At 70.3% G+C, this 24,640-nt stretch carries 23 protein-coding genes; 12 read left to right on the forward strand and 11 right to left on the reverse strand.

The genetic code is table 11. The features are described from left to right. Positions 1 to 35: 35 nt before the first annotated feature. On the reverse strand, positions 36 to 1,307 hold the full coding sequence (locus HL658_RS16340; RefSeq protein WP_343055145.1) for a gamma-glutamyltransferase: 1,272 nt from the start codon (positions 1,305 to 1,307) through the stop codon (positions 36 to 38). Between the two features lie 118 nt (positions 1,308 to 1,425). Here HL658_RS16340 and HL658_RS16345 point away from each other — a divergent pair, with 118 nt between their 5' ends. The 6 genes from HL658_RS16345 to HL658_RS16370 all read left to right on the forward strand — a co-directional run bounded on the left by HL658_RS16345 (position 1,426) and on the right by HL658_RS16370 (position 5,589). Continuing rightward, positions 1,426 to 2,754 carry a M48 family metalloprotease gene (locus HL658_RS16345; RefSeq protein WP_180283379.1) on the forward strand — a complete coding sequence of 443 codons (1,329 nt, stop codon included), beginning with the start codon at positions 1,426 to 1,428 and terminating at the stop codon, positions 2,752 to 2,754. Between the two features lie 56 nt (positions 2,755 to 2,810). Continuing rightward, entirely contained in the window at positions 2,811 to 3,002 is a 192-nt protein-coding gene (locus HL658_RS16350) for a hypothetical protein (protein WP_180283380.1), read from the forward strand. A 32-nt stretch (positions 3,003 to 3,034) separates the two neighbouring features. Then, positions 3,035 to 3,223, forward strand: coding sequence for a hypothetical protein (locus tag HL658_RS16355; protein ID WP_180283381.1), 189 nt, complete (start codon positions 3,035 to 3,037; stop codon positions 3,221 to 3,223). A gap of 117 nt (positions 3,224 to 3,340) precedes the next feature. Beyond that, positions 3,341 to 4,078: a DsbA family protein gene (locus tag HL658_RS16360; protein WP_180283382.1), complete on the forward strand. Its 738-nt coding sequence runs from the start codon at positions 3,341 to 3,343 to the stop codon at positions 4,076 to 4,078. Between the two features lie 2 nt (positions 4,079 to 4,080). After that, positions 4,081 to 4,695, forward strand: a complete 615-nt coding sequence (locus HL658_RS16365) for an HAD family hydrolase (protein WP_180283383.1) — start codon at positions 4,081 to 4,083, stop codon at positions 4,693 to 4,695. A gap of 210 nt (positions 4,696 to 4,905) precedes the next feature. Beyond that, positions 4,906 to 5,589 (forward strand): substrate-binding periplasmic protein, encoded by a 684-nt coding sequence (locus tag HL658_RS16370; RefSeq protein ID WP_180283384.1) that lies wholly within the window; start codon positions 4,906 to 4,908, stop codon positions 5,587 to 5,589. 53 nt (positions 5,590 to 5,642) lie between these two features. Here HL658_RS16370 and HL658_RS16375 read toward each other — a convergent pair whose 3' ends face one another. Genes HL658_RS16375 through rfaD form a run of 3 tightly spaced genes read right to left on the reverse strand, consistent with a single transcriptional unit; the run spans position 5,643 to position 8,585 of the window. Next, entirely contained in the window at positions 5,643 to 6,785 is a 1,143-nt protein-coding gene (locus HL658_RS16375; protein ID WP_180283385.1) for a class I SAM-dependent methyltransferase, read from the reverse strand. Beyond that, positions 6,782 to 7,585 carry a prolipoprotein diacylglyceryl transferase gene (lgt, locus tag HL658_RS16380; protein WP_180283386.1) on the reverse strand — a complete coding sequence of 268 codons (804 nt, stop codon included), beginning with the start codon at positions 7,583 to 7,585 and terminating at the stop codon, positions 6,782 to 6,784. The genes HL658_RS16375 and lgt overlap by 4 nt, the downstream gene beginning before the upstream one ends. Before the next feature lie 13 nt (positions 7,586 to 7,598). Beyond that, positions 7,599 to 8,585, reverse strand: a complete 987-nt coding sequence (gene rfaD, locus HL658_RS16385) for an ADP-glyceromanno-heptose 6-epimerase (RefSeq protein WP_180283387.1) — start codon at positions 8,583 to 8,585, stop codon at positions 7,599 to 7,601. A gap of 291 nt (positions 8,586 to 8,876) precedes the next feature. On the opposite strand from rfaD, the gene HL658_RS16390 reads away from it, so the two are divergent. From HL658_RS16390 to HL658_RS16405, 4 genes are all read left to right on the forward strand, one after another. Then, on the forward strand, positions 8,877 to 9,254 hold the full coding sequence (locus HL658_RS16390) for an accessory factor UbiK family protein (RefSeq protein WP_180283388.1): 378 nt from the start codon (positions 8,877 to 8,879) through the stop codon (positions 9,252 to 9,254). Between the two features lie 169 nt (positions 9,255 to 9,423). Next, entirely contained in the window at positions 9,424 to 9,927 is a 504-nt protein-coding gene (locus tag HL658_RS16395; RefSeq protein WP_180283389.1) for a type III secretion system chaperone family protein, read from the forward strand. A gap of 5 nt (positions 9,928 to 9,932) precedes the next feature. Further along, positions 9,933 to 10,742, forward strand: coding sequence for a pyrroline-5-carboxylate reductase (gene proC / locus HL658_RS16400; RefSeq protein ID WP_180283390.1), 810 nt, complete (start codon positions 9,933 to 9,935; stop codon positions 10,740 to 10,742). After that, positions 10,739 to 11,221, forward strand: coding sequence for a YbaK/EbsC family protein (locus HL658_RS16405; protein ID WP_180283391.1), 483 nt, complete (start codon positions 10,739 to 10,741; stop codon positions 11,219 to 11,221). Before proC ends, HL658_RS16405 begins: the two co-directional genes overlap by 4 nt. Positions 11,222 to 11,224: 3 nt before the next feature. On the opposite strand, the gene HL658_RS16410 is transcribed toward HL658_RS16405, so the two are convergent. The 3 genes from HL658_RS16410 to HL658_RS16420 form a co-directional block, all read right to left on the reverse strand. Beyond that, the gene (locus HL658_RS16410; protein ID WP_180283392.1) at positions 11,225 to 11,980 is read right to left on the reverse strand and encodes a calcium-binding protein; all 756 of its coding nucleotides are present in this window, start codon (positions 11,978 to 11,980) and stop codon (positions 11,225 to 11,227) included. Positions 11,981 to 12,174: 194 nt separating this feature from the next. After that, the gene (locus tag HL658_RS16415) at positions 12,175 to 13,545 is read right to left on the reverse strand and encodes a ribonuclease J (protein WP_343055148.1); all 1,371 of its coding nucleotides are present in this window, start codon (positions 13,543 to 13,545) and stop codon (positions 12,175 to 12,177) included. Between the two features lie 468 nt (positions 13,546 to 14,013). Then, positions 14,014 to 15,795 carry a putative bifunctional diguanylate cyclase/phosphodiesterase gene (locus tag HL658_RS16420; protein WP_343055149.1) on the reverse strand — a complete coding sequence of 594 codons (1,782 nt, stop codon included), beginning with the start codon at positions 15,793 to 15,795 and terminating at the stop codon, positions 14,014 to 14,016. Between the two features lie 246 nt (positions 15,796 to 16,041). Between HL658_RS16420 and HL658_RS16425 the strand changes: the two genes are divergently transcribed. Next, complete coding sequence (locus HL658_RS16425; RefSeq protein ID WP_180287644.1) at positions 16,042 to 19,224, forward strand: Ig-like domain-containing protein; 3,183 nt, start codon at positions 16,042 to 16,044, stop codon at positions 19,222 to 19,224. Here HL658_RS16425 and HL658_RS16430 read toward each other — a convergent pair. Together HL658_RS16430 and HL658_RS16435 are read right to left on the reverse strand one after the other, a co-directional pair. Then, entirely contained in the window at positions 19,221 to 21,050 is a 1,830-nt protein-coding gene (locus HL658_RS16430; protein WP_180283395.1) for a potassium/proton antiporter, read from the reverse strand. The genes HL658_RS16425 and HL658_RS16430 overlap by 4 nt on opposite strands. Before the next feature lie 144 nt (positions 21,051 to 21,194). Further along, positions 21,195 to 21,668 carry an RT0821/Lpp0805 family surface protein gene (locus tag HL658_RS16435; RefSeq protein ID WP_180283396.1) on the reverse strand — a complete coding sequence of 158 codons (474 nt, stop codon included), beginning with the start codon at positions 21,666 to 21,668 and terminating at the stop codon, positions 21,195 to 21,197. 140 nt (positions 21,669 to 21,808) lie between these two features. On the opposite strand from HL658_RS16435, the gene HL658_RS16440 reads away from it, so the two are divergent. Continuing rightward, positions 21,809 to 21,985 (forward strand): hypothetical protein, encoded by a 177-nt coding sequence (locus tag HL658_RS16440; protein WP_180283397.1) that lies wholly within the window; start codon positions 21,809 to 21,811, stop codon positions 21,983 to 21,985. Between the two features lie 151 nt (positions 21,986 to 22,136). On the opposite strand, the gene HL658_RS16445 is transcribed toward HL658_RS16440, so the two are convergent. Both HL658_RS16445 and HL658_RS16450 read right to left on the reverse strand, forming a co-directional pair. Beyond that, positions 22,137 to 23,096: a patatin-like phospholipase family protein gene (locus tag HL658_RS16445; RefSeq protein WP_180283398.1), complete on the reverse strand. Its 960-nt coding sequence runs from the start codon at positions 23,094 to 23,096 to the stop codon at positions 22,137 to 22,139. Between the two features lie 76 nt (positions 23,097 to 23,172). After that, positions 23,173 to 24,549, reverse strand: a complete 1,377-nt coding sequence (locus HL658_RS16450; protein ID WP_180283399.1) for a methyl-accepting chemotaxis protein — start codon at positions 24,547 to 24,549, stop codon at positions 23,173 to 23,175. Positions 24,550 to 24,640 lie beyond the last annotated feature (91 nt).

Here is a 24,640-nt window from a genome sequence, read left to right on the forward strand (position 1 = left end):
GCGGACCAAAATGGTTTCAGGGGGTTGCCGGGGCGTCACAGGCCGAAGTCGGGCGGCGCGATCTCCACCACATAGCCCACCCCCGGTGCGCGCGGGTCGCCGGAGGCCTGGCAGGCCTTGGACAGGTTCTCCGTGTTGCGCTGGCAGGTGACGAGGCTGACCCGGCCGGGGATGTCGGCCGGCCGGCCGGCGTGGATGGCGGGTGCCTGCGTCTCGCCGAGGACCGCCGGCAGGGCGGCGGCCAGCAGGGCGGCGGGGCCGGCGTTGCGGCCGTCGCCGGGGTTCGCCACACCCGTGCCGCCGAACAGGGTGCGGCCGACGATGACGTTGGTCAGCAGCGCCGGAGCGCCGAATCCGGCGCTGGTCACGGGAACCGCGCCCAGCATGCCGGTGCCCGGCACCATCCGCCCGGTGCCGAAGGGGGCGCCCAGGGTGAAGGCGCAGGAGACGGCGTTTTCGTTGCCGTCCACCACAGTGAAGCCGGCGGCCGGCGCCTCCGCCCCGCCGCCGGTTCCCAGCGCCTGGAGCGCGCGGGCGACGCGCTGGGCGGCCGGGGCGTCCTCCCCCGCCTTCCAGGCGGCGGCGATGGCTTGGCCGGCACCCGCCTCCGGCAGGTCGGCGAATTGCAGGTCGTAGGGCTTCTGCGGCACGCTGACGGTGCCGCGCCAGGCCGGCTGGTAGCCGCGCAGCGCCGCCGGATCGATCCCCAGCGCCTGCGCGACCGGTCCGCTGAAGGAGCCATTGTAGATGGGCCCGACTCCCAGGCGGCGCACCTGCGACAGCAGGTTGCCGGCGTCGGTCTGGGCCAGCGGCGTGCCCTCCGCCGGCGGCTGGCCGCCCGGCATCAGGATGCGGCGCGCGTCGGCGTCCAGCCGGTTGCCGTGGGCGGCGAGGTCCTGCGCGAAGGCGCGGCTGACCGCCGGGTTGCGGTAGGCGGCCTGCTCCGCCTGCACCGCCACCTGCTCCCAGCGCAGCTTGCCCATCGTCCCCTGGAGCGCGTAGACGCCGCGCAGGAAGGCCGGCACGGCCGCCGTACCAGCGCCGCGCGGCAGGAAGTCCAGCGTGCGGTTCTCGCGCTTGGCGGCATCGAAGGTGACGCAGACGCCGCCGCCGCCGAATCCGACGCGCGACGGCAGCGTGGCCGTCATCATCAGCGCCATGGCGGCGGCGGCGTCGGCGGCGTTGCCGCCGGCGGTCAGCATGTCGCGGGCGAGTGCCGCGGCCCGCGGCTCGTCGGCGGCGACGAAGGCGAAGAGGGGATCCCCGGTGCGGAATCGGGTGTTGACGCAGCCGGGCAGAATCGCCACGGCTATCGCAATCGCGCCCCACCGTCGCCAGATTGCGGCGGTAGAGGACGGACCCTGGTTCCGGTGTGCGGAGGTGCGTGCGGTGCGCAAGCCAAGAAGGCTCGTTTCGGTCGTCGGCATGATGATCGGCTTGGTTCTCTCGTGGACGGCGCCCGCCCACGCCCAGAGACGCGAACTCCAACTGCTGAGCGATGCGGAGACCGAGCATATCATCCGGGAGATGGTGCGGCCAATCTTCGAAGCGGCCGGCATCGTCCCCGAAGCGGTCAACATCGTGCTGGTCAACGACAAGACCATCAACGCCTTCGTGGCCGGCGGCCAGAACATCTTCATCCACACCGGCCTGCTGCTGCAGGCGGACAACGCCGGCCAGCTCATCGGCGTGATCGCGCACGAGACCGGCCACATCGCCGGCGGCCACCTCGTGCGCGGCAACGAGGCGATGGAGAACGCCTTCCTGTCCTCGCTGATCGGGTTGGGGCTCGGTGTCGTCGGCGGGCTCGCGTCCGGCAACGCGGGGGCCGGTGCGGCGGGGCTGATGCTGGGCCAGCATCTGGCGGAGCGGAACTTCCTCAGCTTCTCGCGCGCGCAGGAATCCTCGGCGGACCAGGCCGGGCTGTCCTATCTGGAGCAGTCCAAGATGTCGGCGCAGGGCATGCTGACCTTCCTGGAGAAGTTGGGTGCCGACGAGCCGGTCTTCACCGACCGCGACGTCGGCTACCGCCTGACCCACCCGCTGACCCGCGAGCGCATCGACACCGTGCGCAACTTCGTCCAGCGTTCCCGCTTCACCGACCGTCCGGTGCCGGCCAAGGCCGAGGACGGGTTCGAGCGTATCCAGGCCAAGCTTCTGGCGTTCCTGGACCCGCTGGCGGCGCTGCGGCGCTACCGGCCGGAGGACCGCTCGATCGTCGCCCGCTACGGCCGCGCCTACGCCTATTTCCGCCAGGGCGACGTGCGCAACGCCCTACCGCTGGCCGACGGGCTGATCGCGGAGGAGCCGCGCAACGCCTTCTTCCACGAGATGAAGGGCGACCTGATGCTGCAGACCGGCCGCCCGACTGAGGCGCTGGCCCCCTTCCGCAAGGCGATCGAGCTGGCCCCCGATTCCGCCCCCATCCGGGTGTCGCTGGCGCACGCCCTGCTGGAGCGCAACGACCCCCGCAACGCCGACGAGGCGATCCGCAACCTGCAGGTGGCGTCGCGCACGCAGGGGCGCTCCGCCTTCCTGTGGCGGCTGATGGCGCAGGCCTACAGCCTGAAGGGCGACCAGGGCATGCTCGCCTACGCCACGGCGGAGGAGGCGCTGGCCCGCGGCGACCGCGCCATGGCCCGCGTCCACGCCGAACGGGCGGAAAAGCTGCTGCCCGCCGGCTCCCCCGGCTGGATCCGCGCCCAGGACATCCGCGGCCTCGCCGGGCCGGGACCGGGGGAGAAGAGGAATTGATCGGGATGGCCGCCGGTGCCGGTGACGGCGCCGGGTCGGTCGGTTAGGATACGCTCATGAACGCGCAGTCCCGCCCTGCCTCAGAAGAGCCCGTCCTGTCTCCTGCCAAGGAGCGGGAATACCGCGACCGCATCGCGGGCAAACTCCGGGCCCGTGGAACGCCGGAGGCGGAGATCCCCGGGCGTGTCGAGGAACTGCTGCACCGGCGCCTTCCGATCGATTTCCGCGCGGCCGGGCTTTTCGGCTGACCGGCATGGGATTTCCGGAGTTCCTGGCGCAGATGGACGCGCTGTGCGCCACACTTCGCGCCGATCTCCGGCGTGGTGCCGATCGTGGGCATGTGTTGCGGCGGGCCCGGCAAGGGCTGGCCATGCTCGACAACGCCGTGACGGCGGATGATGGCGACACTATCCTCCATGAAATCGCGCGGGAGGATCTGTTGGACATCATCCGCTTGGCCGGTGGCTGATCCGCCGTCGGCCGTGCCGCGTTCACGACCGCGTCACCTGCCCTGTCCGCCCCTTGCCCCGCGGCGGTTTTCCCGTCCATGGTAGCGTCCGTCAGCCCATTCCGGAGGTCTTCCGCCATGTTCCGTTTCCGCGTCACCGCCTTTGCCGCCCTTGCCCTCCTCGCGGCCGCGGGGCCGGCGGCGGCGCAGGCCATGGACGACGCGCAGCGCCGTGCCATCGAGAGCGTGGTCCGCGACTACCTCGTCAAGAACCCCGAGGTGATCCTGGAGGCGATCCAGTCGCTCCAGGCCCGTGAACGCGAGCAGTCCGACCAGCAGGCCAAGCAGGCGCTGGTTGCCAACCGCCAGAAGCTGTTCGAGAACCCGGACAGCCCGGTGCTGGGCAACCCCAAGGGCGACGTCACGGTGGTGGAGTTCTTCGACTACCAGTGCGGCTATTGCAAGGCGGTGCACAACGACGTGCAGCGTCTGGTCAAGGATGACGGCAAGCTTCGCTTCGTGTTCAAGGAGTTCCCAATCCTGGGACCGGCCTCCGTCACCGCCTCCAAGGCGGCGCTCGCGGCCCGTGGCCAGGGCAAATACATGGAAATGCACGACGCGCTGATGACCCACCGCGGCCAGCTCGACGACGACACCGTGTACCGCCTCGCCCGCTCCGCCGGGCTGGACGTCGACCGGCTGAAGAAGGACATGGAGTCGCCGGACGTGCTCAAGGTCATCGCCACCAACCAGGCGCTGGCCGAGCAGCTCGGCATCCGCGGCACCCCCGGCTTCATCTTCGGCGACACCATCGTGCCCGGCGCCATCAAGCTGGACGAGATGAAGAAGCTGGTCGCCACGGTGCGCAAGGGCTGAACATGGCGGGCAACCCCTCGGTCGTCGTCTTCGACATCGGCAACGTCCTGATCCAGTGGGACCCGCGCCACCTCTACCGCGACATCTTCGACGGCGACGAAACGCTGATGGAAAGCTTCCTGGCGGAGGTCTGCACCCCCGCCTGGAACCTGGAGCAGGACCGCGGCCGTCCCTGGGCGGAAGCCGTGGCGACGCTGGCGGCCGAGTTTCCGGATTGTGCGGAGTTGATCCGTGCCTTCGACGAGCGCTGGATGGAGATGGTGCCGGACGTGGTGCCCGGCACGCCCGAAATCCTCGAGGAGCTCAAGGAGCGCGGCGTGCCCGTCTACGCCATCACCAACTTCTCCGCCGACAAGTTCGTGCTGAGCCGGGAGCGTTACCCGTTCCTGGGCGGCTTCGACGGCATCGTGGTTTCGGGGGAGGTGGGGCTGGTCAAGCCGGACCACGCCATCTTCCACCGGCTGTTCGACGGGTTCGGCGTGCGACCCTCCGAGTCGCTGTTCATCGACGATTCGGAGGCCAACATCCGGGCCGCCGCTGAGCTGGGCATGCACACCCACCAATTCGCAGGTGCAGCGCGACTGAGGTCGGAGTTGGAAAAATTCGCGTTCCTATGATCTCGCTTGGCGAACGGTTATCCGGTAAGACATGATTGGTCCAACGAATGGGTGGGCTAAGGGGCCGATCGTATGAACGCGAAGAGAACGTTGGTCCACAGACCGATGATGTCGCGACGTGACATACTGGGATATGCGGCGGGCGGCGTTCTGAGTCTTGTGCCACAACGGGCTCTTCATGCGAACAACTCTGGACATCGACTGATCCGCATGGTGGCCGGCGGTTCCTTTCCCCCTTTCACGGTGCTGGACGGCGACGGCCGCATGACCGGTGTCTACCCCGATGCCCTGGCGTCGATCGGGCGTGAACTCGACTGGACCTTCCAATACATGGCGGTCCCATGGGCGCGTGCGCAGGACATGGTCCGCACCGCCCAGGCGGACGGTTTCATCACGGTGCCGACCCCGGAGCGGCAGAATTACGCCCTGTTCGCCAAACAGCCCCTGGTGAGTGGGCTGGGCATGGTGATCGTGCATGCGGTCGATTCACCACGCCGGTCCGAGATCGAGCGCATCGCGAGCTACGACGATCTGCGGCCCTTCGCGCTGGTGGATTACATCGGCAACGGCTGGGGCAACGCCATCTGGGAATCCTGGCCGACCGTGGAGCGCGTGCGCGATCTGCGCACGCTGGTCCGCATGATCGCCACGGGCCGCGCGGACATTGCGCTGCAGCCGCGGTCGGTGGTGGAGGCGGTGGCCCGGCAGGCTGGGTTCGAAGGGCAGATCGTCTTCCACGCTGCCACATTCGCGGAACGCAGCACGTCCGGTGTTCATTTCGGCCTGCGCCGCAACTTCCCGGGGGCCGAGGCCAGTATGGCCCTCTATGAGGAGGTGCAGGCGCGCTTCATCGCCCGCCGTGGCGTGGATGACCTGATGGAACGCTGGTCGTAAGGGGGTCGATTGGAGGCGCGCGCAGCGCGCCCCGACATCGGACCGCCGCTCACTCACCCGAAACCCGCCGGTGCGCCGAGACCCGGTGTCGCGATCGCCAATGCCTTGAACAATGTCCCCATCCCGTCCGGCCCCAGAAGCCGGTCGAGTGCCGCGTCGATGGCGGCGGCTTGCGGCGGGGTGGCGTTGCGCTTCAGTGCGTCGGCGCGCTGCAGGATGCCGAGCCCGAGCAGCAGGTCGCGCTGGTCGACCGGGCCGAAGCTTTCGGCACCCGCCGCGCGCGCCGCGGCGGCGATGGCGGTGAAGTCCACATGAGCCGTCAGGTCCGCCTCGCCGGGGTGCTCCAGCACCGGGGCGAAGGCGTGGCGGCGCACCGCCTGCAACGTCTCCCCCAGCGCCGGGCCGCGGCCGTGGCCGTAGTCGATGACCAGCGCCGCACCACCCTGCGTCGCCAGCCGGGCGGCGAGGCTGCGGGCGACGGCCTCCGCGGCGGGGCAGATCTCGAACACGCTGCCGGGGGCGGCGCCGGCCAGCCGCTCCGGCGCCAGCCCGGCGGCGGGGCTGCCGAAGGCTTCCAGCACGAAGCGGAAGCGGGGATCGTCGTGGGTGGACTCCGGGTCCACATCGACCAGCCGCTCGGTCCAGCCATGCTCCGTCTTCTGGAGCTGGCGGATGGGCAGCGCGTCGAAGAACTCGTTGGCGATCACCAGCGCCGGGCCGTCCGGCACATCCTCCAGCCGGTCGTGCCAGCGCACGCCGCCATGGGCGAGCGGGAAGGGCGCCAGGGTGCGCCGCTGCCGCTCGCGCAGCACCGGGCTCGTCTCCACCAGATGCACGGCGACGGCGTTGCGGAAGTCGGGCACCAGGGACGCGGCGCGCAGCGCGTCGGCCATCAGCGTGCCGCGGCCGGGCCCCAGCTCCACCAGCCGCACCGGCGACGGGCCGCCCATGCGCGCCCACAGGTCGATGCACCACAGCCCGATCAGTTCGCCGAACATCTGGCTGACCTCGGGCGCGGTGACGAAGTCGCCGCCTTCGCCGAAGGGATCGCGGGTCGTGTAATAGCCCAGCGTGGGGTGGCCCAACGCCTCCGCCATGAAGGCGGCGACGGTCAGCGGGCCTTCCAGCGCGATCCGCCGGGCGAGCCGGCGCGCCAGCGTGTCGGTTCCGTCCCCCCCGGTCGGCGCAGCGTTCATACCGGGACCGTCCGCCGGCTGCGCAGCGCCATCCACAGGCCGAAGGCCACCATCGGCAGCGACAGCAACTGCCCCATCGTCGCCCCGCCCCACAGGAAGCCGAGCTGGGCGTCCGGCTCCCGGAAGAACTCCGCCGCTATGCGGGCCAGGCCGTAGCCGATGAAGAAGATGCCCGCCGCCATGCCCGGCCGCCCCCGCACCGCCGGCAGCCGCACCACGACCGCCATGACGATGAAGAGCACGAGACCCTCCAGCACCGCCTCGTAGAGCTGGCTGGGATGGCGCGGGATCTGCAGCGGGTCGCGCGGGAACACCATGGCCCAGGGCACGCCCTCGCCGGCGCGGCCGTACAGCTCGCCGTTGATGAAGTTGGCGATGCGGCCGAAGAACAGCCCGATGGGGGCGGCGGCGGCGATCAGGTCGCCGAAGGCGAAGGGCGAGATGCCGCGGCTGCGGCAGAACAGCAGGATGGCGACCAGCACCCCGGTCAGCCCGCCGTGGAAGGACATGCCGCCCTTCCACACCGCCAAAGCCTCCAGCGGGTTCGCCGCGTAATAGGGCAGGTTGTAGAACAGCACATAGCCCAGCCGCCCGCCGACGATCACGCCCACCACCGCCCAGGTCAGGAAGTCGTCGTAGTCCTCCGGTTCCGGCCGGCCGGGCGCTCCCGCCGCCAGCCGCAGGCAGTAGCGCCAGCCCAGGATGAAGCCGGCCAGATAGGCCAGCGCGTACCAGCGGATGGCCACCGGCCCGATCTCGAAGGCGATCGGGTCGATGACGGGGAAGGCCATGGCGAGCATCGGCGGGGCGGCCTCAGGCGTAGGGATCGTCGGTGGACAGGAAGTCCTGCACGTAACGGCGCACCCCCTCCTCCAGCTCCGTGAAGGGCAGGTCGAAGCCGGCGGCGCGCAGCTTCCCGGTGTCGGCCTGGGTGAAATACTGGTACTTGCCCTGCAACTCCTCCGGCATGTCGAAATACTCGATGTCCGGGGCGCGGCCGAGTGCGGCGAAAGTCGCCTCCGCCAGGTCGCGGAAGCTGCGGGCGCGGCCGGTGCCGACGTTGAACAGGCCCGACACGCCTGGGTTGTCCAGCAGCCACAGCATCACGTCCACGCAGTCGCCGACCCAGATGAAGTCGCGGAGCTGGCCGCCATGGTCGTAGTCGGGGCGGTGCGACTTGAAGAGCCGGGCGCCCTTGCCGGTGGCGAGCTGCGGGTGCAGCTTGGCGACCACGCTCATCATGTCGCCCTTGTGCCGCTCGTTGGGGCCGTAGACGTTGAAGAACTTGAGCCCGGCCCATTGCGGCGGGGCCGGCTCGCCGCGCACCACGGCGCGGGCCACGCGGCGGTCGAACAGGTGCTTGGACCAGCCATAGGCGTTCAGCGGGCGCAGCATGGCCAGCGCGTCGGGCTGCTCGTCGTCCACGAAACCGTGCTCGCCGCCGCCGTAGGTGGCGGCCGACGAGGCGTAGATCAGCCGGGCGCCGCGCCATGCGCACCAGCGCCACAGCTCCATCGACAGCACCACGTTGTTGCGGACGATCAGGTCCACGTCGCGTTCGGTGGTGGCGGAGATGGCGCCCAAGTGGAAGACCACGTCCACCTCGGCCGCGTGGGCGTCGAGGAAGGCCATGACCTCCTCCGGCGGCACCAGGGCCGCCAGCTCGCGCTTGGCGAGGTTGCGCCACTTGTCGTCGCTGCCGAAGCGATCGACCACCGCGACATCGACGATTCCCCGCGCTTCCAGCGCCGCCACCAGGTTCGATCCGATGAAGCCGGCTCCGCCGGTGACCACGATCATGTGCCTGCGACCTCAGTTCCGCTCCGGGCGTCGCGCCCGCGGCCGTTATAGGCGCGCCCGCCCGCCCCCGCAAGGCGGGGTTGACCGGGCCGGGGCCACGGCGTCATGCTGATGGAGGAACACCGCGGAGCCTGCCGATGCCGTTCGTGTTTGCCCGACGCCGCTCCGCCCGATGCCGCCACGCGGCACCGCCGCGCATGGCTCCTTGCGGGTCAACACACGGGTTATCACGTTGAATCCGGACGGCAGCCCGCCCATAATCCAGAGTGCAATTGTACCGGATGTGAAACGATGCAGGTGGACAACAAGCTTCTCGACGATCTCGCCCGTGTGGCCGGTGGGGCGCTCGGCGCCCTCTCCAACCTTCGGGAGGAGGCGGAGGCGCAGATGCGCCAGCAGTTCGAGCGGATCCTGTCCCGCATGGACGTCGTGAGCCGGGAGGAGCACGAGGCCGTCCGCGCCATCGCGGCCAAGGCCCGCGAGGAGCAGGAGGCGCTGACCGAGCGCGTGATCGCGCTGGAGGCCACCGTCGCCACCCTGCTGGCCGACCGCACCCTGCTGCACGAGGAAGCCGGCCCGCGCCGGCGCGCGGCCGGCCATGGCGCGAAGCCCGCGGCGGACGAACCGCCCGCCGCGCCGACCACCGTTCCGCCCGCCGCCGCGCCCTGACCGGCCGCAACCCGGTGGCGGCCCATTATCCGGTTGCGCCCGCCGCCGGGCTTTGGCACGTTGCCTTCGGTAGTAGCCCCCTGGTCGAAGACCACCAAATGTCGGGGCGACGCCCTGATGGCCTTGGGGGAAGTGCCGTCCACCGCGCCTTCAAAGGAGGACGCCCGCCATGTCGGCTGTCGCCGTCGAGACCACCCAATCCTCCCACAACCCCCTGGATATCGTGGAGGAGATCGTCACGGCCAACGAGTGGCCGTTCGAGCGCGCCAGCGACGACGAGCTGATCGTCGAGATCGGCGGCCGGTGGTGCGACTATCGGCTCTATTTCGTGTGGCAGCCGGACATCAGCGCGATGCAGTTCTCCTGCCAGTTCGACATGAAGGTCCAGCCGAACCGCCGCACCCCGGTGAACGACCTGCTGGCGGAGGTGAACACCCGCCTGTGGCTCGGCCATTTCGACGTGTGTGCGGAGGAGAACACCCCGATGTTCCGCCAGACCACCCTGCTGCGCGGCTCGCGCGGGGCGTCGGTGGAGCAGCTCGAGGACCTCGTGGAGATCGCCCTGTCGGAGTGCGAGCGCTTCTATCCCGCCTTCCAGTTCGTGATCTGGGGCGGCAAGTCGGCCAGCGAGGCGGTCTCCGCCGCCATCCTCGACACCGCCGGAGAGGCCTGACCGCCATGGGCGTGGCGCTTCTGCTGGTCGGATGCGGCAAGATGGGCGGCGCCATGCTGGACGGCTGGCTGGCCGCCGGCACCGTGTCGCGCGTGGTGGTGGTCGAGCCGGCGGGACTGCCGGCCGCGCTGGCCGGAAAGCCGGGTGTCAGCGCCGCCGCCGGCCCGCAGGACCTCCCGGACGGCTTCGCGCCCGATGTGGTGGTGCTGGCGGTGAAGCCGCAGGTGATGGAGTCGGTGCTGCCGGGCTATGCGCCGCTCGCCGCGGGCGGGGCGGTGTTCCTGTCCATCGCCGCCGGCAAGACCATCGGCTTCTTCGAACGGCATCTGGGGGTAGGGACCGCCATCGTTCGCGCCATGCCCAACACCCCCGCGGCCATCGGCCGCGGCTTCAGCGTGGCTGTGCCCAACCCCAAGGTGACCGAGGAGCAGCGCGCGCTCTGCGGCGCGCTGCTCGCCGCCGCGGGCGAGGTGGCCTGGACCGATGACGAGGCGGCCATGGACGCCGTCACCGCCGTGTCGGGCAGCGGCCCCGCCTATGTCTTCCATCTGGTGGAGGCGCTGGCCGCCGCTGGCGTGGAGGCCGGGCTGCCAGCCGATCTGGCGATGCGCATGGCGCGCGCCACCGTGTCCGGTGCCGGCGAGCTTCTGCACCGCACCGACACCCCCGCCGCCGACCTGCGCAAGGCTGTGACCAGCCCCAACGGCACCACGCAGGCGGCGCTGGAGGTGCTGATGGGTGACGGCGGGCTCACCCCACTGATGGGCCGCGCGGTGGCCGCGGCGGCGGCGCGGTCGCGGGAACTGGCGTCTTGACCGATCTTACCCCCTCCGCCCGGCACTTCCAGGAGGTGCTGGACGGCATCGGGCTCGGCCACCGGGTGGTGGAGCATAGCGACAGCACCCGCACGTCGGAGGATGCGGCGGCGGCCATCGGCTGTACCGTGGCCCAGATCGCCAAATCGCTGATCTTCCGCGGCAAGGAGAGCGGGCGGCCGGTGCTGGTGATCGCCAGCGGCGTCAACCGTGTGGACGAGAAGGCGGTCGGCCGCCTGATCGGGGAGAAGATCGAGCGCGCCGACCCCGGGTTCGTGCGGGAGAAGACCGGCTACGCCATCGGCGGCGTGCCCCCCATCGGGCATGCCGAGCCGCCGCTGGTGCTGATCGACGCGGATCTGGCTGTCCTGGAGACGATATGGGCCGCCGCCGGCACGCCCAACGCCGTCTTCCGCCTGACCCCGGCCGAGCTGGTCAGCATGACCGGGGGACGGGTGGAGACGGTGCGGAAGGGCTGAGCCTCAGCCCACCGTGAACAGCGCGCTCGACACGCTGCGGCTGGAGACGCCGACCAGCGTCACGTCGTCGGTCAGGCCGAAGCGCACCACGGCGTTCCCGGCGCGGTCGTCGCGCACGCTCCAGCCCATGCCGGCGTCGATGCGGATGCGGTCGCCCTCGGCGATGCTGAAATCCTCGATCGTGTCGCGCCCGCAGCCGCGGGAGAAGTCGAAGACGTCGGCCCCGGTGCCGCCGAACAGCGTGTCGCGCCCGGTGCCGCCGATCAGCAGGTCGTCGCCGCCGCCTCCCTGGAGCACATCCTCCCCGGCGAGACCGGACAGGGTGTTGGCGCTGTCGTTGCCGACGATCCGGTTGTCCAGCCCGTTGCCGGTGCCGTTTGTGGCGCTCTCCAGCAGCGTCAGGTTCTCCACCTGGTCGGGCAGGGTGGCGCTGATCCAGGCGCGCACTTCGTCGGTGCCGCCGAAGCGGTTCTCGATGATGCGGTCGTAGGGGTTGTCGTAATAGTAGACGTCGTTGCCGCTGCCGCCGATCATCCGGTCGATGCCGGCCCCGCCGTCCAGCAGGTCGTTGCCGGAGCCGCCCAGCAGGATGTCGTTGCCATAGCCGCCGATCATGTCGTCGTTGCCGCGCAAGCCGGCCAATATGTCGTTGCCGTCCTTCCCGTCCAGGAAGTCATAGTCCTGGTTGCCGACCATCAGGTCGGACCCGCTGGTGCCGAACAGCCAATTGATGATGTTGCTGCCGAAGATGAAGGCCATGGTCGCTTCCTCCGCTTTATGGGCTCGGATCGTGCGACCTTGTTTTAAATTTCGTTTGAACCTTCGTCCCGGTGGCGGACGGCGATCATCCCGACACGTTCGTGGGCGATTTCACGGCCCGCCATTCGGGCCGGTGGCTACCACCACCATCGATCGGGGATGAGCGCCCCGATCGATGGTGGTAGGTGCGCGCTCTACGCGGCCATCAACAGGGCGCCGGCGACCGGCTCGACGTCGACCATCTCCCACGGGATGATGGCGCGGCCGTCGTCGGCGAGGCGCTTGGGCTCCACGCGGCCCACGACGCTGCTGCCCGCCGCCGACAGGCGGATCAGGTCACCGTCCTCCGGCACGATGGCACGCTCCACACCGCAGGAGCGGGCGAGGCGGGCGTGCTCCTCCAGATGCTCGATGGTGCCGTGGACCGGCACCGCGAAGCGCGGCCGCACCAGATCGTACATGCGACGCAGGTCGTCCCGCTTCGGGTGGCCGGAGACGTGCACGGGCGCCTCGGCCGGCGTCACCACCTCGACCCCCAGGGACCGCAGATGGGCGTGCACGGCGCCGATGTGGTCCTCGTTGCCCGGAATGGTGCGGGCGGAGAAGATGGCGGTGTCGCCACGCTCCAGCCACAGCTCCCGGTGGTCGTTGCGGGCGATGCGGCTGAGTGCGGCCCGCTCCTCGCCCTGGCTGCCGGTGCACAGCAGCACGAGGTTGCGCCGGTCGGTCCAGGACGCCTCCTTCATGCTGAGGAAGTCGGGGAGCCCGTCCATAAAGCCGCAGGCACGCGCCGCCTTCTCCATCCGCAGGAATGAGCGGCCGACCAGCACGACCTTGCGGTCGTTGGCCTTGGCGGCCTCCAGCACGGCGCGCATGCGCGCCACGTTGCTGGCGAAGCCGGTGACGGCGATGGCGCCCTTGCGGCCGCGGAACGCCTCGATCAGTCCGGCGCGCGCCTCGGCTTCCGAGCCGGTGGCGCCGTCCACATTGGCGTTGGTGCTGTCGCACAGCATCGCCAGCACCCCCTCGTCGCCCAACCGCTTCAGGGCGGCGATGTCGGCGGTGACGCCGACCAGCGGGTTGGGGTCGAACTTCCAGTCGCCGGTGTGCAGTACCGTGCCCGCCCCGGTGCGGATGGCCAGCGCCACCGGCTCGGGGATGGAGTGGGTCATGGCGATGCTCTCGATCCGGAAGGGACCGACATCGAAGCGGGCGCCCACCTCGAACACGCGGATGCGCACGTCGCGCGCTGTGCCCTTCTCCTTCAGCCGGTCGCGCACCACGTGGGCGGCGAAGGGCGTGACCCAGATCGGGCAGGTCAGGCGCGGCCACAGATGGTGGATGGCGCCGATGTGGTCCTCGTGCGCGTGGGTGACCACGAGCCCGACCACATCCTCCATCCGCTCCTCGATGAAGCTGGGGTCCACCATGATGGCGTTGATGCCCGGCGCCTCGTCGCCCGGGAAGGCGACGCCGGCGTCCACGATCAGCCATTTCCCGGCGTGACCGTACAGCGCCATGTTCATCCCGATGCGGGAGCAGCCGCCAAGCGGCAGGAAGAGCACTTCGTCGGCTCCGGGAACCGGGCCTGGAACGGCGCGGCGGGGAGCGGTTTCGGTCAACGACCGCGGTCCGATGTTACGGCCACGGCCCTGCGGCGCCACGCGCCGCCGTTTCTTCTCAACGATCATCCGGTCTTTCGACTGTCAAAGGGCCGGCATTCGACGCTGCCGGACGGGCGTGCACCAGGGAGAGGTGCGGAAAGGGAAGACAGGCGCGCAGGGAACAGGTGGCGCCCATCGCCGCTCTGGCGAGGGACCGGCCGGCATCCGTCCAGGGTCCTGTCGATGGAAGTCAGGGAAACGAAAATCAAGGAAACCGCAGCACTCGTCGTGTGTGTCGACACGTCCGGAGGGTCGGGATCCCGCAAGTCATGTCCTTCGTGAACCCAATATGGTGCAACGCACCGCATCTTGCAAGGGTTACGCGAAGGGCAACCGACGCCGGGTCCGATCCACGGCGTGTGAGCGTCGTCAGCCGGCGACGGGCGCCGGCTGCTGCTTGCGGATCAGCGCCGCGAAGTCGGCGGGGAGCATGGGGCGGCCGAACAGATAGCCTTGGAGAAGGTCGCAGCCGACCGACTTCAGGAAGTCCTGCTGCTCCGGCGTCTCCACCCCTTCGGCCACGACGACCAGCCCCAGCCCGTGCGCCATGCCGACCGCGGCCCGGACGAGCGCCGCGTTCTTGGTGTTTTCCGGCACGTCCTCGACGAAGCAGCGGTCGATCTTCAGCTTCGCCACGGGGAGCTGCTGCACGTAGCTGAGCGAAGAGTAGCCGGAGCCGAAATCATCGATGGCGGCAATCACCCCGATCGCCGCCAGCTCGGCGATGGTGCGCACGGCGGCTTTGAGGTCGCGCACCGCCGCCTGTTCGGTGATCTCCAGCCCCAGCCGCTTCTCCAGCCCGGGATGGCCCTCCAGCAGTTCGGCCAGCCGGTGGGTGAGGTTGCCGCGCAGGAACTGCTGGCCGGAAATGTTGATGAAGACCCGGCTGGGCAGCACGCCTTCGACCAGCCACGCCGCCATCTGGGCGACCACCGCCGTCAGAACCCAGTCGGTGATGGGGACGATCAGGCCGGATTCCTCCGCCACGGGGATGAACTCGGCGGGAGAGACGGGGCCGAGCTGGTTGTGGGTCCAACGCAGCAGGGCCTCGGCACTCGCCACCCGTCCGGTGACGGCCTCCACGATCGGCTGGTAGACGACGTGCAGCTCCCTGCGCTCGATGGCGTGGGCCAGGTGCATGGTCAGCAGCATGCGCCGGGTGGCCGCCGCCGCCATCTCCGGCGTGTAGAAGCAGACGGAATTGCCGCCGCTGTGCTGCACCGCCTGGAGCGCCAGCTTGGCCTTGGCGTTCAGATCCTCCACCGTTTGCATGCCGGTGTCGAACAGCGCCGCGCCGATCGACACCCGCAGCCGCACCCAGTGCCGGTCCGCGTAGATCGAAGCGGTCAGCCGGTCGTGCAGCACGTCGGCCAGCGTCTGGGCCTGCTCGGCCCCCGTGACCCGCGACAGCGCCGCAAACTCGTCGGCGGCGATGCGGCAGAGGAAGCTGTCCTTGGGCAGCACCTCGGTGACCCGCGCCACCAGCGCCTTCAACGCCGCGTCGCCGACATGGAAGCCGAAGGCCTCGTTCACGTCGCTGAACTGGTCCACATCCAGGCAGAACAGAGCGTAGCCGTCCTTCTGGTCCGCAGGGTCGAGTCTCGCCAGCACCCCGTCGCATTCCTCCAGGAAGGCGGTCCGGGTCAGCACGCCGGTCAGCGGGTCGTGGCGGGCGAGATAGCTGACGCGCTGCTCGGCCGCCAGCCGTTCGGAGATGTCGCGCAGGATCCCGACGAACGCGACCCCGCCGTCCAGCCGGGCGACGCCGACACTGATGTGGATCGGAAACACGGTGCCATCGCGACGCTTGCCCAGGGACTCGCGGCCGATGCCGACGATCTTCGCACGGCCGGTGGCAAGATAGCTGTCGATGTAGCGGTCGTGGTCGCGTGAGAAGGGCTGCGGCATCAGCCGTGTGACGTTCGTCCCGATCAACTCCTCGCGCGTGAAACCGAACATCGCGCAGCAGGCTTTGTTGATCGTGTGGATGATGCCGGAGCCGTCGGTGATGATGATTCCATCCACGGCCGCGTTCAACAGGGCGCCGACCAACGGATCCGCTTCGATCCGCGCCAGCGCATCCGTCCGCCGGTCGTCGCCGGTTTCCCCGTGCCCGCCGGTCGTTCGGTCATCGGCCTCTGGAATGGACACAGTGATGCCTGCGTTCGTGTTGAATACGTTTCAAGTCTTACCGCCCGCACGGCGGAGTTGTCATTATGAACCTTCCCCGCCGTATTGCCAGCGTTTCGGCGCAAAACCGGTGCAGGTCAGCCCGGCACCCCATCCGGATCCGCAATGATCACAGGCGGCACCGCCGGACCACCCCTATAGTTCCGGGTAATCCGATCGCGGTAATGCGGATGCCCTTCCGGCGCCGCATGCCCGCCATGAGCAGGGGTGATCGCGGTGTCCATCTTCGGCGTGTATGTCGGCAATTCGCCGGCCGCGGTGAACGACTTCGAGACGTGGATGGACCGTCCCGTCGATGCCATCCTGGCCTATGTCGGGCGCAACAACTGGGCGGACTTCACCGGCAGCGCGTCGTGGGCGGTCCAGCTCTGGGCCAACATCGACCGGCCGGTGCTGTGGTCGGTCCCACTCATCGTCAACAACAGCTCGCTCGATGCGGCGGCGCATGGCGACTACAACGCCTATTACCGGCAGGTCGCGCAGTCTCTGGCCGCCAGCCGTCCGCAGGATCCCCTTATCTACGTGCGCACGGGGTGGGAGTTCAACGGGCAGTGGTTCCCCTGGAAGGCGGCCGGCAAGGAGGAGGCGTACATCGGCGCCTACCGCCAGTTCGTCGACAGCTTCCGCGGGGTGTCCGACCGCTTCCGCTTCGACTGGTCGCCCAACATCGGCGACCTGGGGATGGACCCCGCGGCGGCCTATCCCGGTGACGCGTACGTCGATGTGATCAGCCTCGACTTCTACCACAACACCGCCTACGACCCGCGCGATCCGGCCACCGCCTGGAACTACCAGGTCAACCGGCCCTACGGCCTGCGCTGGCACCAGGAGTTCGCCGCCGCCCACGGCAAGCCGACCGCCTATTCGGAATGGGGCGTCTCCACCAACGACGCGGCACCATACGTGCAAGCCGCCGCCGACTGGTTCGCCGCGCACGACGTGCTTTACCACGCCTATTGGGACAGCAACGCCGATTACCCCGGCAAGCTCAGCGACGGCCGCAACCCCGCGACCGGTGCCGTGTTCCGGCAGGAGTTCGGGGTCGACAGCGACCACGCCGTCATCGGCACGGACGGGCCGGACCTGCTGTACGGCACCGATGGCAACGACCATATCGACGGGCGCGGCGGCGCCGACACCATGGCCGGGGGGGCCGGCAACGACAGCTACGTGGTCGACCGCGGCGACGATGTGATCATCGAGCTGGCCGGCGGCGGCATCGACGGCGTGCGCAGCCACGCCGCCGCCTACACGCTGCCCGACCACGTGGAGAACCTGACCCTGATGGGGCCGGGCGGGCAGGCGGGGGCCGGCAACGCTCTGGACAACCGCATCATCGGCGGCGCCGGTGACGACCTCATCGACGGCGGTGCCGGCAACGACTTCCTGATGGGCGGCGTCGGCAACGACCGCTTCATCATGCACCGCGGCACCGGCCGCGACACCATCGCGGATTTCCAGGCGGGGGCCGGCGCCGGCGATGTCCTGGTGCTGGACGGCTACGGCCTCTCCGGCTTCGATCAGGTGCGCGCCCGGCTGGAGGCGTACGGGTCGGACAGCATCCTGGCCCTGCCCGGCGGTGACGTGGTGGTGTTCCGCGGGCTGGCGCCCGGCGCCTTCGCCGCCGACGATGTCGCGTTCACCGGCGCGCCACCGGCGCCGCGTCCGGTGTGGTTCCCGGAGGCACCGGAACCGCCGCCCACCGGCGTGCAGTATTCGCGCACCGGCACCGGCGGCAACGACACGCTGACCGGCGACGACCGCAACGATTTCCTCGACGGCTCCGGCGGTGCGGACACGCTGATCGGCGGACGCGGCCACGACGTGTACGTGGTGGACCAGGCCGGCGACGTCATCGTCGAGCGGCCGGGGGAGGGCATCGACAGCGTGCAGAGCTGGTCGCGCAGCTACACGCTGCCTGACCACGTGGAGCACCTGTCGCTGTTGGCCACCTACGCGCAGACCGGCATCGGCAACGCGCTCGCCAACCGCATCACGGGCGGCGCCGGCAACGACACGCTGATCGGCGGGGCGGGCGACGACTGGCTGACGGGGCGTGGTGGCAACGACCTGTTCGTGTTCCAGCCCGGCGCCGGGCACGACGTGGTCACGGACTTCAACGCCGGTCCCGGTGCCGGCGACCAGGTCCGGCTGGACGGGTACGGCCTGGCCGGCTTCGCCGCGGTGCGGGCGGCGATGTCCGCGGTGGGGGAGGGCACCGTGCTGACCCTGCCGAACGGCGACACCGTGCTGTTCCAGGGCGTCTCCCCCGACCGCTTCGCGATGGACGATTTCGCCTTCGCCGCCGCCGCCAACCGGGCGCCGACCGTCGGCTCCAACCGCAGCCTGTCCGTGGCGGCAGGGGCGGGGGCCACGGCGCTCGGGCTGGCCCAGCCGACGGATCCCGACGGTGACGCGCTCACCATCGCCGTCAGCGCCCTGCCGGCCGGCGGCAGCGTCCGCTTCGCCGACGGGCGGGTCGTGGTGGGCGGAACCATCGCCGTCTCCGACCTGCCGGGCCTGACCTTCACGCCCAACCCAGGCTTCACGGGGGATGCCGGCGTCTTCTCCTACGTCGCCAGCGACGGGCGGGGCGGCAGCGCCGCGCAAGCCCTGCGCCTGTCGGTCGGCACGCCGTCCCCGCCGCCGGCTGACTTCGACCCCCTGGCGTACACCGCCGGCTACGCCGACCTGTCCGCGGCCTTCGGCACCAACGCCGCGGCGGCCACCCAGCATTATCTGACGAACGGACGTGCGGAGGGGCGGCGCATCGATCTCTTCAACCCCGCGTCCTACATGGCCGTCAACCCGGATGTGGCGACAGCCTTCGGCTTCGACCCGTCGGGTGCGGCCGCGCACTACATCGTCAACGGCCGGGGGGAAGGACGCGTCACCGGTGGGGTGGACATGCTGGAGTACACCGCGGGCTACGCCGACCTGCGTCAGGCATTCGGTACGAACGAGACGGCCGCCGTGCGCCACTACCTGACGTACGGCAAGGCCGAAGGACGGACGGACCGCTTCGACGGGCTCGCCTATGTCGCCTCCTACACCGACCTTGCCGCCGCCTTCGGGCCCGACGACCGGGCCGGGGCGCGGCACTTCATCGGGATGGGGGCCGCGGAGGGGCGCACGGTCGTTTTCGATCCGAACAGCTACCTCGCCGCCAATACGGATCTTCTGGCGGCCTTCGGCGGCGACCGCGACGCGGCGTCGCGGCACTATTTGCAGTTCGGCCGATCGGAGGGGCGCGGCACCACCTTCGCGGCGGCCGGCTATCTGGCGGCCAACGCCGACGTGGCTTCGGCCTTCGGCGGCGATACGGCGATGGCCGCCTGGCATTATGTTCACCACGGCCGCTCCGAGGGGCGGGCGCTCGCGCCCGCTTAGGGTCGGCCCCGGCGCTGACGCTTCTGCCAGCGGCGGAAGGCGATGCGGGTCCACCAGCCGCGCAGCGCCGCAGCGATGTCGCCGGGGCGCTGGAACAGCGGCACGCGCGGCTTGGCCGCACCGGTCGGTTCCAACGCCAGGCCGACGCCGGTGACCGTGCCGTCCTCGTCGATGTCGCGCACGATCAGCTCCACCGCCCCCATGCGCATCCGGTCGCCCGGCTCCACCGCGCCGCCATACTCCTGGCGGAACAGCTCGGCCAGAGTCAGCTCGGCGCGGGTGGCGGACATCGGCAGCCCGTACATCACCGCGATCTGCTGCACGGTCGCCGTCGGGCTGAGCACCAGATCACCGAAGAATTCCCGGTCGTCCTGGTCGATCGGGCGTACGCCGCCGTAGAGACGGTCGAGCAGCGGCACCTTGGACGGCGCGCTGAAGACGTACACATGGTCGCCGCCCAGCAGCGTGCGGGCGCGGTGCGGCGGGATCACCTTGCCCTCGCGGATCACCAGCGACGGCCGCGCCCAACCCGGCGGACGCAGGCCCCGGACCACCGCGCTCTTCGGGTGCACGGTGTAGGCCACCAGCTCGTGATTCGCCTCGCCGGGCAGTTCCAGCTCCACCCGGTCCACCGGGCCGGTGCGGGGCGGGACGATCAGCCGCAGCCAGCGCGCCATGGGCGGGATGGTCCAGCCCTGCACCATCAGCGACACGATCACCACGATGAAGGCGGTGTTGAAGATGATCTGCCCGTTGGGCAGGCCGCCCAGGATCGGCACCAGAGCCAACAGGATGGACACGGCGCCCCGCAGCCCCACCCAGGCCAGGAAGGTCGTCTCGTTGGGTGAGAAACGGAAGGGCATCAGGCACAGCCACACCGCGACCGGCCGCGCCACCAGGATCAGGAAGGCCGCCAGCAACAGCGCCGGTCCCAGAACGTGGAGGAATTCCCGCGGGGTGGCGAGCAGGCCCAGCATGACGAACATGACGATCTGGCTGAGCCAGGTCAGCCCGGAGTGGAAGCGCCGCAGTCCCTGCGCCCCGCGCAGCGACACGTTGCCGGCCACCAGCCCCGCCACATACACCGCCAGGAAGCCGCTGCCGCCCAGCATGTTGGTGCCGGAGAAGACGAACAGCGCCATGGTCAGGCTGATCACCGGCATGAAGCCCGGTTCCAGCCGGGCGCGGTTCAGCAGCCCCACCATCAGCAGCCCGCCCAGGATGCCCAACACCGCGCCGAAGCCGAGCTGGCGCGCGAACTCCAGACCCAGCTCCAACGGCGTGCCCCAGCCATGGCGGGCCGCCTCGACCAGCATCACCGTCAGCAGGATCGCCATGGGGTCGTTGCTGCCGGACTCGATCTCCAGCGTCGAACGCACGCGGTCGCGGATGGTGATCCCGCCGACGCGCATCAGGAAAAACACCGCCGCCGCGTCGGTGGAGCTGACCACCGCTCCCAGCAGCAGCGCCTCCACCCAGGGCAGGCCGAGCAGGTGATGGGCGGCGGCGCCGAACAGGCCGGTGGTGGCCGCCACCCCCACCGTCGCCAGCGACAGTGCCGGCCAGGCCGCCAGACGGTAGCTGCTGATCCGTGTGTCCAGCCCGCTTTCGAACAGGATGACGGCGAGCGCCATGGAGCCGATCAGGAAGGCCACCTCGGCGTCGTCGAATCGCAGGCCGCCGAGCCCGTCCTCCCCCGCCAGCAGCCCGACGCCGAGGAAGATCAGCAGCAGCGGCGTGCCCACGCGCACCGCGGCGAAGCTGGTCAGGATGCTGGCGATCAACAGCGTCGATCCGACCAGGATGAAATGGCTCGTCGTCTCCATGCTGCCGATTGTGGCGACTCGCGACCGTCACCGCAACCTGTTGTGTTGCGGCGCAGCATGGGCTGTGGCTGAAGTGCCACGGTGCCTTGGGGCGGTGGCGGTCGGTGACGGGTCTCGCGGCCCCGCCCCACCGCCCCGGAGCGGTCAGCTCACCAGACGCCAGGTGCCGTCCGACTGCCGGCAGGCGGTGCCGGTCGCCTGCTCGGCGCGGCCGTCCACGAAGATGGTGTGCGAGTAATCGCGGCAGAGCTGGCCGTTGCTGTTGGTGTAGGTGCGCTGCGGGTCGATGGTGCCGCGGGTGCCCGAGTCGGGGTTGTTCCAGGAGATGGACTCGTTCCGGGCCAGCGCCTGACGTTCGGCGGTCGCGGCGCGTGACCCGTCATTTTCGGTCAGCCGGCGTCCGGCCTCGCGTCCGGCGAGCGCGCCCAGAAGCGTGCCGACCGCGGTCGCCGCCAGCTTGCCGGTGCCGCCGCCGAACTGCGAGCCGAGCAGGCCGCCGGCCGCGGCGCCGCCCAGCGTGCCGACGGTGCTGCCGCTGATGCCGCCGCCGCTTCCGCTCTCGCAGGCGGCCAGACCCAGGGCCATCGCGGCGCAGATCGCCGTCTTGCGGATGTTCATGGTGGTTCCCCTTATCCTGGTTGCTGCGCCTTCAACGAAGCCGGTGCCACGCGGTTCCGAAAGGGCGCATCCGGAGGAGGGCGGAAGCATTTCGGCGTCTGGAGCGTTTACGGACGACAGAACCCCATTGGAGGAGCCCAATGTCTCGTCTTCGACTGATCGGAGTTGCCGCCATGCTTCTGGCGCTGGGTGCCTGTTCGACCGGCGGCGCCATCGGCGGCGCCACCGGGGCCGCGGGCGGCTATGCGGTGGACGGCACCCGCGGTGCGGTGATCGGCGGCGTCGGCGGCGCCATCATCGGCAACGCCCTGGACTGATCATCGCGAAGTTCCATTGATCGTGAACGATCAATGGTCCCTCACACGCCGGGCGGCCCGCTTCCGCGTGCCTTGGCTTCGCGGGCACGAGCCCGCGGGGCCTCAACGGCCCAACCGGGCCCCGATGAGCTGCACTCATCGGGGCCCGGTGTCAGCCCTTGTGGGCGCTGAAGACGGCGAGCGCGTCGTGCAGATCGGGCAGGACGCGCTCGACCGCCTCCACCCCCTCGCGGATGCACTCGTCCGCGCGGTCGAACTCCAGCAGGCCGATGTGGCCCAGCCGGGGGGCGATGTGTACGTCCGGCGGTTCGCCGGCCAGGCGTGAGCGGGTGATGCGGTCGGTGATGATGCTCAAGGACGACACCATAACACCGAACACGCTGGGCCCGTCGTAGTCGCGCCGGAACAGCCGCCGCGTCAACGCGCCGATCGGCGACGCCGCGCGCGCCGCGGGCTGGGCCTCCTCGATCAGCTTCAGCAGGTCGAAGCCGGCGGCCGTCGGGATGGCGGCTCCGGGACGCCGGGCCTTGCCCAGCAGATCGCCGGCAAGGTTGACCGCGATGACCATCTGTGCGCCCAGCGCCCGGCAGGCCGACACCGGCACCGGGTTGACCAGCGCACCATCGACCAGGAAGCGGCCGTCCACCCGCACCGGCGGGAACACCCCCGGCAGGGCGAAGGACGCGCGCATGGAGTCGACGATGTCGCCCCGCTGCAGCCACACCTCGTGCCCGGTCACCAGATCGGTGGCGACCGCGCAATAGGGCACCGGCAGGTCCTCGATGCGCAACTCGCCGAGGTGCTGGCGCATCTCCGACACCAGCTTATGGCCGCCGATCAGACCGCCGGCGGTCACCCGCAGGTCCATGTAGCTGATGATCTTCAGCCGGTTGAGCGAGCGGACCCACTCTTCCAGCACCTCCAGCCGTCCGGCCAGGGCCAGCCCGCCCACCAGCGCGCCGACCGAGGCGCCGCACACGATATCCGGTTCGATGCCGTAGCGCTTCAGCGCCCGCAGGACCCCGATGTGCGCCCAGCCGCGCGCCACGCCGCCGCCCAGGGCCAGACCGATCCGCGGCCGGTGCCGCCCGAATTCGCCGTCCGCCGCCATGCCCCCGCTCCCGCGAATTTTCCCGTACGATGGTGGCACGGGGCGCTTAACGAAGCCATAAGCGCGGCCGCGGCCGTTACCGCCGGGCGATCTGCGCGGCGAGCTGGTCGAGAAGCCCAAGCACCTCGTCCGACAGACGTTCCACCTCGTCCAGGCGCAGCAGGGCCGCGTCGGGGTCGCCGCGCTCCAGCAGCGTCAGCGCCTCCTTGCCGGCTTCGTGGAAGCGGCGGTGCGGCGCCTCCAGCGTGCGGAAAGCCGGGGAGGAACGGACGGCGGGATCCTGCACGCCGTCGTACCATTTGCCCAGCCGGCAGTGGTGGTGGTCGGCCACCCCGTCGGCGCGCAGCCTGGAGCGGCCGGCCAGCGCCTCGTAGATGCCTCTCTTGAAGCGGACATGGTCGGCCTTGGCGATCTGCACGACCTTGCCCGCGAAGTCGCGGGTCATCAGCGCTTCAAGCGCGGCGCTGATGGCGCCGTCGCTGGCGGTCATGGCCTGGGTCAGCTGGTCGATCGCGGTGGCGGAGTGGGCGACCATGTCGGCGACGGTCTGGATGCCGCCGGCCACCTCGTGAGTCGCGGCCTGCTGCTGGGTGAGCACACTGGCGATCTCGGCGACGCCGCCGGTGATGCCGTCGATCCGCTGCTCCACCGCGCGGATGTGGCGTCCGGACTCGGCGATCACCGAGCCACCCTGCTGCACCGCTTCGGAGCTGACCTGCATGGAGCGGACGATGGTGTCCATGTCGGCGCGGATCTGTTCGATGCGGCGGCGGATCTCCTCCGTCGCGTCGGCGGTCTGGCCGGCGAGGTTCTTGACCTCCGTCGCCACCACGGCGAAGCCCTTGCCGGCCTCACCGGCGCGTGCCGCCTCGATGGTGGCGTTGAGGGCCAGAAGGTTGGTCTGGCTGGCGATCGCCTCGATCTCCTTGACGATGCTGCCAATGCTGCTCGACGCCTCGGCCAGCGACTCCACCTTGGACGAGGCGTCGCCGACCGCGGCGGCGATGCGGTCCATCGACGCCACCGCGCGCTCCGCCGCCCCCAACCCGTCGGCCGCCACCCCGCGCATCGACCGCGCCTCGCCGGCCGTGCGTTCGCCGAGACGGGCGATCTCCTGCACCGAGCCGACCATCTCCTGCGCGGCGGCGGCGATGCCCTGGCTGCGGTCGCTGATCACCCGGGTGTCGCGCATCAGCGTGATCACCGACACCAGCGCGCCGCCGCACTGGACGGAAACATCGACCAGGGCCTTCAGCTCGTCGAAGCTCTGGCGCTCCAGCACGCCGGCCAGATCGCGCAAGGCCCGCGCCGTGTCGCCCGCGGCGTCGGGGATGCGGACATACTGACCGTCCGCGAGCGCGCGGATGAGAGGGGCGAGATCGACCGGGGCCGGCCGGGTGGCGGTCGTATCGGCGACGGGTTCGGCGGGGGAGCGGCGGGTCCAGAAGGGCATGGTGCGGCACCGGTAGCCGGCGTATCCGGTTGTGAAATAAAATTTCAAGCAACCGGAATTTGCCGTCAATTTGTTTCAGAGTGCTAATGGT

It is taken from the genome of Azospirillum oleiclasticum, from assembly GCF_013423485.1.
In the GTDB taxonomy this organism is placed as follows: domain Bacteria; phylum Pseudomonadota; class Alphaproteobacteria; order Azospirillales; family Azospirillaceae; genus Azospirillum; species Azospirillum oleiclasticum.